Raw genomic sequence first — 13128 nt, forward strand, 5'->3', positions numbered from 1 at the left:
GAATTCCCTTCAAAGACAAATTTTAAATTTGATGAACATTCCTGAATCGATTTATCTTGTTCCCCAGCTAGTTCCTAATTGACTCCAATCGCTCTAATTATTACTGTGACTTGATTTCATCGTCTTTATTTGCTCGACCATTTTTAAATTGAGCGAACCGTGAGTCCTAAAGAACAAATTACCAAAATCACCCCAGAAATTTTCTTTGAGCGTTCGACAATATTTAGTAAAGGGCAAATTGGAGATTGGCAGAATCATTTTACAGACGAACACAAACAGGCATTTAAAGAGGTAGCAGGTGAGGCTTTAATCAACTTAGGAGCTGAAAGTGGCTCTAATTGGTAAATTTGCTATACAAAATTGACAAGCGTAACATACAAAAAATATACATTTTTCGATAAAAGATTCAGCAGCAAAATATTTATTTGCTTGTAATTAAATGGTATAAAAATCGACTTTATAAATTTCCAATCTCTGATATTATATTTACTGTCTTGGTTATTAAGGATAATAAGATTTTGGCTTATTCAGTGCATACGAGAGTAAGATTTTCACCGCTTTGCCTTCACAAAAGTAATCTTACTAGCCTTACACTCTAAATTCATACTCAATTTTCTGCCATAAATATCGAGCGACAAAATAAGGTGATTGCTTGTCTTTACTATTTATATTAGTCTATCGATATTCATAACTTGACTTGTAATCGGAACCTGTTCTTACCGAATCAGATTGCGTTGCGAGTAGAGCAGAATATCAATCTTTAATTAATCATTTCACAAGTCCAACTGATTTTTAGTGGCTTCAATCACGGTTACTTTACAAAATCTTAACTAAATTAGTTTAAAACTTGATATTAATCATAGAAAAATTATGGCGATAATCACAGTCACTAATAATGCCAACCAAAGCGAAGGTTCTCTCAGAAGCGCGATTCAAACAGCACAATCGGGTGACACAATTAAATTTAGTTCCAGTTTGGCTAATCAAACCATAAGTCTAGACAAGTTTATTGGCATAGATAAAAGTTTAACGATAGATGGTTCTGATGTTCCTGGCTTGACTATTAGTGGTGGCGAACAAACCAATATTTTTAGACTTGCTCAAAAAAACAAAAATTTGACGGTACAGAATTTAACCTTAGCCGATAGTCATCATAAAGAAGGGACAGGAGGAGCAATTTGGGCTACAGAAAACAGCAATCTTAATCTTAACAATGTTGAGGTTATTAATAATATTTCCCAAGGAGCAGCCATACACGGTCAAGAAGGTACCAATATTACAGTCACTAATAGTACTTTTGAGAATAATGACGGCACACTGAATGGACAAAGTACAAAATCCCATTCTGCAGGGGGTATTAGTTTATTTGGCGGTGGTAGCTTGACTGTCAATAATAGTAAGTTCTATGACAACCAAGGCTATGGTGGTGGGGCAATACGAGTTGCGATTAGCGATGTAAATATTACCGATTCTGAATTTGTCGGAAATGATTCTACTTCGGGAGCGGACAAAACATTTGTCGATGTCCCTGGTGGCGGTGGCGCATTGTATATAGATGGTGCTAGCGTTCCCCTTGATGATAGATTTGCTCCACCCGAAAATTTTGATTTGAGAAAGCCTGAAAGCGGAAACATAATTATTAGCAACAACCTATTCGAGAAGAATCGTGCTGCGGGTGAAGGAGGTGGGATTTTAGCTTATGGCTATAACCAAGACCGAGTAATTATTAAAAATAATGAAATTAATAATAACGAAGTAATTGATAATATACAGGGAAATGCTCGAGGCGGTGGGATTCGAGCATCAGGCTTTATTGAAATAGATAACACAACAATTACTAATAATAAAGCCGAAAATGGCGGTGGATTGTATTGGCAAGGAGAAGTGCCTGCTAAGATTTCTAACAGTATTCTTGCTAACAATCAAGCGGTAAATGGCGGGGCTATTTATGATGGTCTTTGGAGTGCCGAGATCGAAATAATAAACACCAATTTTGACTCAAACTCGGCAACTAATGAAGGAGGGGTTTTTTATAGCAAAACTAATAGACCTGTTTCTTTTCAAAATTCTCAATTTACCAATAATACTCCAGACAACATCAACGATGTCAGTTTAGATAGCAACTTTCCAGATATTAGCAGTGGCTCCAAATCAAATAACAATATTTTCGGCAGCGAACAAAACAGCTACTTAGTGGGTTTAAATGGCGATGATAGCCTCACAGGCAACGGAGGTAATGATTATCTTGATGGTGGTGCTAACGAGGATCATTTAATTGGCGGAACGGGTAACGATACTCTCATTGGAGGAAGTAATCGTAATTATCTTGATGGAGGCGAGGGCGATGACATCTTTGTAGGTGGTGATGGTCAAGATGTCATGCAAGGTGGAGGCGGTAAAGATACATTTGTTATTGGAGACGCCAATAAGATATTTTACAATAACCAACCGTGGTACGACCATGCATTTATCGAAGATTTTCAGCCTGGAGAAGATACTATGGAGCTTAAGGGGCAACCTTCAGACTACAGAGTAGATTATGCCAGTAATCAAGGAAGATCTGGTACGGGTATTTTCTCTAGTAGTGGAATGATTGCTTTAATTGAGAAGATCTCACCCGATGACTTTAGTTTGAATGCTAGCTACATTAACTATATCAACGGCAATAATACTGCCAATAACAACAGCTCAATGGCACTAACCCAAGATTCCTCTGAAGATAACTCAGTAGAATTAACCCAAAATTCCTCTGACAACAGCCCAATAGAGTTAACACAAAATTCTTCATTTTCTGGTCAACCTGGCTATGTTGCTGCCGAACATAACGGGCTTATTATTTGGAATAACGATGATACTTGGCATATAGAAGCCACAGGCGATCTAGATGGCTCTAATTTTACAGGTCAAATTATCATAGATGGTCTTATCCAAAACCTAGACACAAATAACCTGGAAAATAACGATCGAGTAGGGTTTGTAGACAATTCTAATCAAATTTTGGAATTTGACCTAAAAGTTCTAGAAAGAGGAAAAGATACTATATCTTTTGACGTTACTGATGAAACTTCTCTATCCCTCGATTTAGGTGATAATAATGATGTTAGCGTCAAAGCAGGAGCTAGTTTGGAAGAGATTAATGTTTAAACCATAGCTGCTCTTGCGGAACAATATTTCGATCGCTTTCTACGGAAATTGATGTTAGATACAGAAGAAAAAACAGATGCATACATTTATTTTTTCTCCTTTTTCCCCGTGAGGTTATATCAAATACTTAAATGTTTGCTACAAATAATTTTACTTTGTAGTGATAATTCATGAATTATCACTACAGATTATATTTTGCATTCTTTTTTGTATTTCATATTATTAGGGCTAAAAAGCCTATTAAAACTACTTTCTAGCTTGCTTGTTATCCCATGAGTACTTATCGTGTTACGAGTGTATTATGCTACTTTAGTCAAGGAAGTCTTCCTGATTTTTTAAATCTAAGGCTAATTTAGCAGCCCCAATCATACCTGCATTATTTCCTAATTGAGCTTTGAGTAATTTTAAACCAACACGAGAAGAAGGATGAACACGGCGATTGATTTCGGCTTCTGTAGCAGGAAAAAAATATTCTGCACTGGCACTAATGCCACCTCCTAAAATTACCGCTTCAGGAGTGAGAACATAGATCAAACTGGTAATACCAGCCCCCAATATAGTACCGTATTGTTGCCAAAATTGTAGCGCGTCACGATCGCCTTTCTGGGCTAATTCTCCTAATTCTAAGGGGGTTTTCCCTGTCATACGTCTAACTGCGCGGATACAAGCGTGTTGTTCCAAAGAGCCTTGATTGCCACTATTGCAGGGATAACCATCGGGATTGAGAGTAATTAAACCTAATTCTCCTGCTGCGCCATAACTTCCTGTAAAGAGTTTACCGTTAATAAATATTGCTCCACCAACACCAGTACCTAATGTTAAAAGGATAAAGTTAGTAATGTTTTGTCCCGCACCTAACCAAGCTTCCCCAATAGCTGCACAGTTAGCATCATTCGCTAAAGTAGTAGGTAATTGGGTTTTGTTCTCTATTAATTCAGCCAAAGGGATATCTTCCCAATCTGGTAAGTTAATACCTACTCTGGCAATGCGATTAGTCCGATCTGTAGGACCTGGCATACCAATGCCAATTGCTTTACAGTTATAGTCTTGAGATAGTTGTTTGAGGGAATAGGTAAGCACATTTACTATAGCTTCTGGGGTAGCTGGTTGGGGTGTAGTAATACTTAAACACTCGGTACAAGTGCCATCGGCAAGAAATCGACCTAAGTTAATGGTTGTACCACCAATATCAATTCCAATTACTTGTTTGTCTTTCATTTTCAGTAGTTGTGCCAAATTAAATTCAAAGTCTGAAGAAAGGCAAGAGAAAATAGACAGATAGACTTATTGCATACTTTTACTTTTGATAAACCTCGGTTGAGTTTAGGATCGAGGGGAAAGGTTAAAGCGATTGTCTTAAATGTCTAGTTTAATTCTTGTACTTTTGTTGCATGAGGCGATCGCTATTCTATAATAAAGAATGGATCGATATAGCAATTAGTATTGATTTATCAGAAAAAACCAGACATTATTTTCGCTTGGCTTCCATAATTTTGTAAGCAGTTTGTATTCACCTAAAATATCCTTCTGATAAACAAAAGCGACATAACCTCAAATAAGTATCAGCAGTAACGCGACGAGTGCCATTAACTATCGCGTGGATACGATTGGATGGAACACTAGTTACTTTTGCTAAAGCATTTTGAGATATCCTAATTTCGTTAATAAATTTTTCTTTGAGAATTGCCTCTACCCTGGGATTATGTAATAGTTTATTACTCATAATGTATTCCCTAGTAAAATCGAACGCACAAATTGTAGTTCAGGATAAATGAAAAAGATAATCGCTAAAAGAAAACTATTCTTACTTGGCTTTATTATATGTCTCTGTATTGGTATCACTACTAATGTATCTGCGGTTACCCAATGGTGTTTACAGTCATTGGGTAGTGCTAGCTGTTTATTTGCTAATGCTGCTAACCCTGTACTACCTACTACAGGAGAAAATGGTGCGGTGGTTTCTACAAGTCGTGATGCTTCCTTGGTAGGTTTGGAAGTACTGAAAGATGGGGGTAATGCAATTGATGCTGCGGTTGCTGTTGGTTACGCCCTAGCTGTAACCGATCCTTGTTGTGGTAACTTAGGTGGTGGTGGTTTTATGACTATCCGCTTTGCTGATGGAGAAGAGACTTTTATTAATTTCCGCGAAACCGCTCCTTTGAAGTCTACTGCGGATATGTATCTTGATGCTGAAGGGAATATAGTTGACGAGCTTAGCACTAGGGGTTATCTTGCTGTGGGCGTACCAGGTACAGTAAAGGGATTAAACTACGCCTTAGATAAGTATGGCACAATGAAACGCGATCGCGTTATTAATCCTGCAATTAAGCTAGCAACAGAAGGTTATACTCTGCAACAGGGTGATATAGATATTTTTCAAGCAGGTAAGAGTAGATTGGAAGAGGCTGAAACGGCAAAAATATTTTTAGATGATCGAGGAAAGGTTAGACAAACAGGAGATGTTTTACAGCAACCAGAATTAGCAGCAACACTACAACAACTAATTCCTGAAGGAGATGCTTTTTATCAAGGAGAAATTGCTCAAAAAGTTGTCGCAGCTAGTGAAGCCAATGGAGGTATTTTATCCCTAGAAGATTTTGCTACTTATAACATTAGTGAATACGAACCAATAAGCTGTAGCTATAGAGAATACAGAGTAATCTCTTCTCCACCTCCTGGGGGTGGTACTACCTTGTGTCAGATGTTAACTGTCTTGTCTGGTTATGACTTGCAACAGTCAGGATGGCGCACTACAGAAAGCCTCCACCATATATTATCATCAATGTTATTTGCTTTTGGCGATCGCAATCGCTATTTAGGCGATCCTGATTTTGTGGATAATCCTGTAGATAAGTTATTATCTGCTGAGTATGCCGAATCAATTCGTCAACAAATTCCCGCTAACCAAGCTATTCCTCCCGAACAAGTTTACGACACCGAAGTACAATCAGAAGGTACTAATACAACTCACTATTCTGTAATCGATCGAGAAGGCAATGCCGTAGCGGTTACTTATACGATTAATTCTTATTTTGGTGCTGGTGTAGTTGCACCTGGTACGGGTTTTCTTTTAAATAATGAAATGGATGATTTTACTGCCAAAGTTGGTGTAGCGAATCAGTTTGGTTTAAAACAAGGATCGACTAACATTATCGAACCAGGAAAACGTCCTTTAAGCTCCATGTCCCCTACTATTGTTACTAAGGATGATGAGGTTTTTCTCGTTACAGGAACTCCTGGGGGTTCAACTATTCCCACTACAGTTTTACAAGTAATAACTAGCGTCATTGACTATCAAAAAAGCCTCACAGAAGCGGTTAATACTCCTCGTTTTCATTATCAAGGTTTTCCTGATATGGTTACAACAGAAAATAATGCTATGCAATCAGAAACGATTAGAGGTTTGCGTTTAAAAGGTTATAAAGTTAATCCTTCTGATAGACAATGGGGAGGTGCAGAATCAATCATAGTGAATTCTGAAACTAATCTCTTAGAAGGCGTAAATGATATTCGTAAACCCGCAGGTGCAGCAGTTGCTTATTAGATCGCATTTAGTTTGAAAGTTTTGCCTATGAGATATCTGTTCGTAAGTAATGAGTAATGAGTAATAATTACTTGAAATATTGATGTCTGATACTGCTATTTTTGAATTGGAAACTAATGTAGAACGAGAAATTATTCAAGAAAAACTGACTTATCTGTGGCAAAAAGCTTGTAAAGGATATAAGGTTGACACTTGGGATGGCGATAGCTATGGTGTTAAGACTATCTTTTGCGAGCTATTATATGTCTTCCGCGAGCCTGGAGAAGAGGAAGCAATTCGAGAAGTGGTTGATTACTTATTGAGTATTTCTTTGTATAACCAGATTTATTACTATCGATGTGATGAATATATTAGTGAAGAATTGAAGGCTCGCTCGCTAACCAATATTACTGTTGACGATCTTTTTACCGAACAATACAGACCATCAATAGGCGCAAATATTCCACAAAGATTTTTAATTGAAGGCTAATTTTTTTTAAGTTATGTAAGGTGGGCAATGCCCACCTTACTATCTGTGTTTATCTGCGTCTATCTGCGGACAAATTATTATGTTTAAACAACAAAAAAGTAAATTTCTAGGAATCGTCTTCTTACTTATTTTATTCAGCTTAATACAGACAGCTATTAGTAAAAAGAAAACATCTCTACTGGCAAATAATTCCCCTAAAACAGAAACTAAACAAATAGAAAAATCTAGCGAAACCCAACAAATTAATTTTCCTCTAAAGTGGCGTACTAAAATTGGTTTAACTACTTTTCGTTCAACCATTTCTTATAGTAACGGAAAAATAATTGTCGGTTCTAATGGTGAATCTCGTTCTACCTTAAATGATAGTAGTGATGGCGTTTATGTAATCGATAGTAAGACGGGAAAAATATTACGTCACATAAAAAACGAAGTTGCAGGGGATACTGATATTAATGGTGTGGCAATTCACCAAAATATATTATTTTTTGGTAGTGATAACGATCGCGTATTTAGTTATAATTTTAACGGCAATCAAAATTGGTCTTTTGAAACTAATAGTGACATCGAAGGTGCGCCTAGTTTAACCGATATTACTGGTGATAGTTTTCCCGATGTTATAGTTGCTAGCGAAAACGGAACTGTTTATGCTTTAGATGGTAAAAATGGCAACCTAATCTGGAATTTTCAAAATCAGATGGAACAGGCAGAGGGCAAATATGAGTATTTATCTTCTCAAGCATTTATGAGTTCCCCCGCAGTTGTGGATATTAATAATGATGGCTTTCGAGATGTCTTAATTGGTGGGAGAAATGCGATCTTTTATGCTCTTGATGGTAAAACTGGTTCGGTAATTTGGCAATATCATACTGGATCGGGAATTCACTCATCAGCAATGGCTGCTCACATCGATCGAAATCTCCGTATTATTCTAGCTGAATCTTATTCTGATATTCATCTTTTAGATGCCAAAGGTCAACTACAAGCAAAATACGAATTATCTGCACCTTCAGGGGGTATTCAAGGTTTATTCTCTAGTCCTATTTATACTCCTAACGGTAATATAGCTATTGGTTCGGCGTGGTGGGATAGTCAAGATGATGGTTTTTGGCTAATTCCGATTAATACTCAAAATAACGAATTAACATCGCCTTTATTCACTGGTGAAAATCGAGTTTCTGCTACACCTTTAGTGGCGGATATTTTAGGACAAAAAGAACCACAGATAATTATTGTGTTAGAAAATAATAAATTAATGGTAAGTAGTGAATCTGGCGATCTAATAGCAACAATGGCAAAAGAAGCTCAAGTAGAAGCTACTCCATTAATTGCCGATATTGATAACGATGGCAAAAATGAATTATTAATTGCAGCCAATGATGGCTATCTTTATTGTTATGAAACTAATGGTGGTGGCTCAATTTATTGGGGACAATTTAGAGGGAATAATTACAATACTGGTACATTTTAAAGGTAGAGGCGAATTGCCATTCGCCCTTACAAGATTCACTTGTTCCAAGCATTTTCCGTCACGCTATATATCCTAATAGTTACATAATACAGATTGCCAATGGAAATTGAAGAAGTATTAAAAATTGCTCAAAAATTAGCTACGGATGCTCATAAAGAGCAAACTGATAAAGCAGGAAAGCCTTACATTAGTCATTGTCAAGCAGTCGCAGCACAACTCAATACTACAGAAGAAAAAATCGTCGGATGGCTTCACGATATTGTAGAAGATACGAAGATTACTTTTATTGATTTAGAAAAAGAGGGAATTCCAGAACATTTAATTGACGCAATAAAAGCGATTACAAAAATCTCTGGAGAATTATACGAACACTATCTTGAAAGAGTAAAAGAAAATAAAATCGCTTTGTCTGTAAAAATTGCGGATATGCGCCACAATTGCGATTTATCTCGTATTTCTAACCCTACGGCTAAGGATTATGCGAGATTAAGCAAATACCAAAAAATTTTACCCGATCTGATTAAATATCAGCAAGAGAGTGAATGAGAGAGATTGGATACACGAAGACTGACAGTGGTTTACATTTTAATATAGAACAATATTAGTCCGCAGATGAACGCAGATAAACACAGATAGATTAATTGGTTTTCTCGATAATCCAATTGATAAATGTCCTTGTTTGTTATGCAATGTGCTGTAGTGATAGGTATCTAATTCTGACGGTTTGCATTTTAATATAGAATAATATTAGTCCACAGATGAACGCAGATGGACACAGATCAATTGATTGGTTTTCCCAATAATCCAATTGATAAATGTCTTTGTTTGTTATGCAATGTGCTGTAGTTATAGGTGTCTAATTCTGATTTCCAGTTAATCTAGTTAAATCTCGCATCACTTCACTAAAGATAATTGCATCCACATCTTTTAAAGATAAAGCCTTTTGTTGAGTTTCCAGAGGTGCAAAATGACAACGAGTAATTTCAATATCGGAAGAATCTCTGACATCCCACATCGCAATTCCTCCTGTATATTTAATAGAGACAATCAAACCCGCATTAGGATAAGTTTTACTGTGTTCGTTGCAACCTCCACCATCACCAGTACCACCTCTTATCCATTCTTGTTTCTCAAAAATGCTTACTAATCTAATCCCAGGAATTGTTATATCTTTAAAGCGAGTAACCAGTGTAGTTTCTCTTTCTTCTGGAGTGGGTAAAAACAACTCTCTATTTAACTGAGGGAAAGGGGAAAATAGTTCGTAATCTAACCATATTTGATTCCACTTTGCTTTCTCTTCTGGAGTAAGAGCGATCGCGTGAACTATGCCAACTGTGGTAATATCTTTAAGCTGTAGGGTTTCATTTTCTATATTTCTAGATGTACGATCTTCAGCGATACGAAAAGTAGTAACTCTATTTCCCTTAACATCGTAACCACCCCAAACTAAACCCCATGCTAAATGAGTCATTAAAGGATGATTAACTATCCGCAATTCAAACTCATCCACATTCCAACGCCGTTGGGTTATCATAGCTTGTTCTAATCTGGTTGCTTGAATCTTGGTTACTTGAGTGATTTGTTTTTTGAGAATTTTCCAAGCGGATATCGCATTATTAGCTTTATCTGGATCGTCTTTTTTCCCAGGTTTGGGTAAATTAGCTCTTATTTTATCTTTATCATCCTTTACTTGGGGTTTCATTCCTTCCCCCAAGACAAATTCAAACTGACGCACTCCAAAATCAAAGATTCTTTTACCTTGTTCGTCTAAACCACAAGTAGGAACAATTCGATCTTCTAACTCTTCTGTAGTTAGATTACGTTCTTTTGCCGTAATAGCCAACTGTTCTAAAGCTTTTTTTCTTAAGTTTTTGTGTCGGGTTTTTTGCGCGATACCATTAAGTTGCATTAAAGCGGTATCTGTACCCATTGTTTTAAGACAATCTAATCCCCAAGTTACTCGTTGATGTTTCAATTCCGAACGCCAAGTAATAATTAAAGGAGCAAGTTTTATCGCTGCAATTTCACTACCTAAATAGCCTAAAGCAAACATCGCCCACTTATCTTTACTCGGTGCATCTTCCTTACGCCAAAGCTCGAACAATTGAACCGTAAAATTATCTAGGGATTCTGGCATAGCATATTTTTTTAGTTCTATTAATAAAGGATGAATGCTATCCTGTTTACTCTTTTTAATAGCTAATAAAACGGCTAGTATTTGTTCTTGATTTAACCCAATATTATCAATATAAATCGAGGGAAGATCGATAATATTCAACCATTCAGGAGGTTTTATCTTTTTTGTTCTACCTAGAGAATTAATTCCCTCTTTTAACCATTGGGGAGTTGTTAGCTCGTTAAACTGTATTGCTGCTACTTCTGCTTTCCCCGCATAATCAAAGATTTCTTTCTTTAACTTTTCTGCTTCCTCTTCTGGTTGTTCTCCCAACCAAGCTATTATTAATTCTTCATGTCCTTTTAGTTTTAAATCTCGCAAAATATCAACAGCAGCTTTAGCTAACTTACCTCCTTCTATCGCCACAGGAATTAATCCTGGTATCCAACTATCCTCTATTACCCAAATTGAGAGATTAAATAACCAAATACGTCGAGTAATCTAGATATTGTCTTATTAGTATTTTAGTATGATTGACTTAAAAGTCAAGTAAAGCGATCGCTTTTAGAGGTTAATTATCGATGAACTCTAAATTCAACACTACAAATAAAAAAATAATGGTGAATCTTCTCTATATAATGAGAGTCAATGGCGGATTAAAATTTGCTTGAGAAGCTGCTGAGAGTCTTTTTTATTTTTATAACTAACAATCATGAACAATATTTATTGGCTTTGGGAAATACCATTAGCGATTCTATCTTTTGTATTTTATAAGATAATGAAGCTTGTGATCGGTATTTTGTTTACAGTTTACTTAGCAGTCAATAAAACAAAAGCATCTCAATGGCGATTCTTTTCGGAAAAAATGATTGCTGCACCTTTAATTTTACCAGTGTTAATGACTAAAGGGCCTCGTTGGAATACCCATGCAGTAATTGGTACTTTAGGTCCTTTTAAAGTAGAACAAGAATTTGCTTTAGATATTGAATCTGCTAATAACTCTGCTGGTTCTTGGATTGCGGTAGTTTATAGTTTTCCTACTTATAAAACCATCACCAGTTTAGAGTCTAATAAAATTGCTTGCGATAATAAATGGTATTCTGTAAAACTAAAACCAGGTAAATATACTTTAGGTGTTCGATATTATAATCGTTCTGAAAATTTACAGCTTCCTGCTATTAAAGTAGATGGAAATGATTTTGTCGCTCCTCAAGTAATGCCTAGTGATGTTAATAACTTTTACTATGATTTAATTAAAGCTAAAAACTGGTTTTACTTCAGTCTGCACTATTATATTTTTACCATTCTAAAACTAAGAGGTATTTTACCAGAATCATTTATTAGAGGTGAATATTTACCCGTCGGCGCACCTGATACGTTTTTTGCTTACAACTATCTGGAAAAACAACAGCAATTACAGTTAGATATAGATGCTGAGATTGTTAACAACTGCAATATCTATTTTACCCTTTACGATCGCTCTAGTTTACCTTTAATCTGGGAACAAATAACCACTACAAATTATAATTTAGCTGCACCAGAAAGCAATAGCTATTACCTATTAAGAATCCGTCCCAAACCAGAATTATCTGATATTAAAACTGATTATAATTTTCAAGTTGTCAAAAAAGATAATTTAGTACAGCAAAGTAAAATTTGTATGAATTAAAAACGCGATCGCTAATTATTTACTAATTACTGTATTATGGTTTTATTTTGTTGTGGTGTGATTGCTTAACCATCAAGCGCGAGTTTTTTTGAAGTTTCCTTGGGAATAGTTGCATCGAGGGAGTTACCAAACTTACGAATTTTTATTTTATGCATAATTTTTAAAAGGATGTAATTCAACAATTATAAATTATTAGTTAACGCAAGTACATATACTAAATTTATAAATTAGACTGACTCACAAAAAATTAATACTTAAAGACAATATAGTAAGTTTTTTAATTTAATTTGAAATGAAATTAACAGTTCCTCCTATTCAAATAGAACCAGATGAAGGATTTACCTCAGAAAAAGATATTTTTTGCAGAAAAGATTTTGGTCAAAACCTTTTAAATCTGATAACTAATGTTGATGATGAATTAGTTGTAGCTCTTGATGCTCCTTGGGGCGAAGGAAAAACTACGTTTATTAAAATGTGGCAAGGAATGCTTAAGCAGGAAAGAATAGAGAGTATCTATTTTGATGCTTTTGCTAATGACTATCAAAAAGAACCATTTTTAGCAATTGCAGCCGAAATATATAGTTTAATTAACTGGACTTTCGGAAAGAAACAAGAAAAAATAGCTATAAGCCTGGTATAGTGATACTTGTACTTGATTAAACTTCTGCCAATCCAGAATGAAAGAAACAACCCTATCAGCGATGCCACCATGCTTTGA

11 protein-coding genes are annotated in these 13128 nt (G+C 35.8%); 8 read left to right on the forward strand and 3 right to left on the reverse strand.

The window, feature by feature from the left end; genetic code table 11:
• Nucleotides 1–159: 159 nt before the first annotated feature.
• Both H1P_RS34110 and H1P_RS34115 read left to right on the forward strand, forming a co-directional pair.
• Nucleotides 160–345 carry a sulfotransferase domain-containing protein gene (locus H1P_RS34110; protein ID WP_186376319.1) on the forward strand — a complete coding sequence of 62 codons (186 nt, stop codon included), beginning with the start codon at nucleotides 160–162 and terminating at the stop codon, nucleotides 343–345.
• A 525-nt stretch (nucleotides 346–870) separates the two neighbouring features.
• Nucleotides 871–3144 (forward strand): calcium-binding protein, encoded by a 2274-nt coding sequence (locus H1P_RS34115; protein WP_144876035.1) that lies wholly within the window; start codon nucleotides 871–873, stop codon nucleotides 3142–3144.
• Nucleotides 3145–3453: 309 nt separating this feature from the next.
• Here the strand turns inward: H1P_RS34115 and H1P_RS34120 are convergent, their stop codons facing one another.
• Nucleotides 3454–4362, reverse strand: coding sequence for an ROK family protein (locus H1P_RS34120; protein ID WP_144876037.1), 909 nt, complete (start codon nucleotides 4360–4362; stop codon nucleotides 3454–3456).
• 292 nt (nucleotides 4363–4654) lie between these two features.
• The gene (locus tag H1P_RS34125; protein ID WP_144876039.1) at nucleotides 4655–4867 is read right to left on the reverse strand and encodes a helix-turn-helix transcriptional regulator; all 213 of its coding nucleotides are present in this window, start codon (nucleotides 4865–4867) and stop codon (nucleotides 4655–4657) included.
• Nucleotides 4868–4915: 48 nt separating this feature from the next.
• Here H1P_RS34125 and ggt point away from each other — a divergent pair, with 48 nt between their 5' ends.
• From ggt to H1P_RS34145, 4 genes are all read left to right on the forward strand, one after another.
• On the forward strand, nucleotides 4916–6688 hold the full coding sequence (ggt, locus tag H1P_RS34130; protein ID WP_144876041.1) for a gamma-glutamyltransferase: 1773 nt from the start codon (nucleotides 4916–4918) through the stop codon (nucleotides 6686–6688).
• Nucleotides 6689–6770: 82 nt separating this feature from the next.
• Nucleotides 6771–7157: a hypothetical protein gene (locus H1P_RS34135; RefSeq protein WP_144876043.1), complete on the forward strand. Its 387-nt coding sequence runs from the start codon at nucleotides 6771–6773 to the stop codon at nucleotides 7155–7157.
• A gap of 79 nt (nucleotides 7158–7236) precedes the next feature.
• Complete coding sequence (locus H1P_RS34140; protein WP_144876045.1) at nucleotides 7237–8625, forward strand: PQQ-binding-like beta-propeller repeat protein; 1389 nt, start codon at nucleotides 7237–7239, stop codon at nucleotides 8623–8625.
• Nucleotides 8626–8724: 99 nt separating this feature from the next.
• On the forward strand, nucleotides 8725–9171 hold the full coding sequence (locus H1P_RS34145; protein ID WP_144876047.1) for an HD domain-containing protein: 447 nt from the start codon (nucleotides 8725–8727) through the stop codon (nucleotides 9169–9171).
• Nucleotides 9172–9481: 310 nt separating this feature from the next.
• On the opposite strand, the gene H1P_RS34150 is transcribed toward H1P_RS34145, so the two are convergent.
• A complete protein-coding gene (locus tag H1P_RS34150) occupies nucleotides 9482–11167 on the reverse strand; it encodes a DUF4132 domain-containing protein (RefSeq protein WP_144876049.1) in 1686 nt (561 codons plus the stop codon).
• Nucleotides 11168–11453: 286 nt separating this feature from the next.
• On the opposite strand from H1P_RS34150, the gene H1P_RS34155 reads away from it, so the two are divergent.
• Both H1P_RS34155 and H1P_RS34160 read left to right on the forward strand, forming a co-directional pair.
• Nucleotides 11454–12410: a DUF6208 family protein gene (locus H1P_RS34155; protein WP_144876051.1), complete on the forward strand. Its 957-nt coding sequence runs from the start codon at nucleotides 11454–11456 to the stop codon at nucleotides 12408–12410.
• 292 nt (nucleotides 12411–12702) lie between these two features.
• Nucleotides 12703–13050 (forward strand): P-loop NTPase fold protein, encoded by a 348-nt coding sequence (locus H1P_RS34160; RefSeq protein WP_144876053.1) that lies wholly within the window; start codon nucleotides 12703–12705, stop codon nucleotides 13048–13050.
• Nucleotides 13051–13128: the final 78 nt, after the last annotated feature.

The sequence above is a fragment of the Hyella patelloides LEGE 07179 genome (assembly GCF_900659865.1).
Classification (GTDB): Bacteria; Cyanobacteriota; Cyanobacteriia; order Cyanobacteriales; family Xenococcaceae; genus Hyella; species Hyella patelloides.

Coding starts and splice junctions, on each gene's coding strand:
- H1P_RS34125 (WP_144876039.1), bottom strand. CDS start 4,867: ATGAGTAATAAACTATTACATAATCCCAGGGTAGAGGCAATTCTCAAA.
- H1P_RS34145 (WP_144876047.1), top strand. CDS start 8,725: ATGGAAATTGAAGAAGTATTAAAAATTGCTCAAAAATTAGCTACGGAT.
- H1P_RS34160 (WP_144876053.1), top strand. CDS start 12,703: ATGAAATTAACAGTTCCTCCTATTCAAATAGAACCAGATGAAGGATTT.
- H1P_RS34140 (WP_144876045.1), top strand. CDS start 7,237: ATGTTTAAACAACAAAAAAGTAAATTTCTAGGAATCGTCTTCTTACTT.
- H1P_RS34120 (WP_144876037.1), bottom strand. CDS start 4,362: ATGAAAGACAAACAAGTAATTGGAATTGATATTGGTGGTACAACCATT.
- H1P_RS34115 (WP_144876035.1), top strand. CDS start 871: ATGGCGATAATCACAGTCACTAATAATGCCAACCAAAGCGAAGGTTCT.
- ggt (WP_144876041.1), top strand. CDS start 4,916: ATGAAAAAGATAATCGCTAAAAGAAAACTATTCTTACTTGGCTTTATT.
- H1P_RS34135 (WP_144876043.1), top strand. CDS start 6,771: ATGTCTGATACTGCTATTTTTGAATTGGAAACTAATGTAGAACGAGAA.
- H1P_RS34155 (WP_144876051.1), top strand. CDS start 11,454: ATGAACAATATTTATTGGCTTTGGGAAATACCATTAGCGATTCTATCT.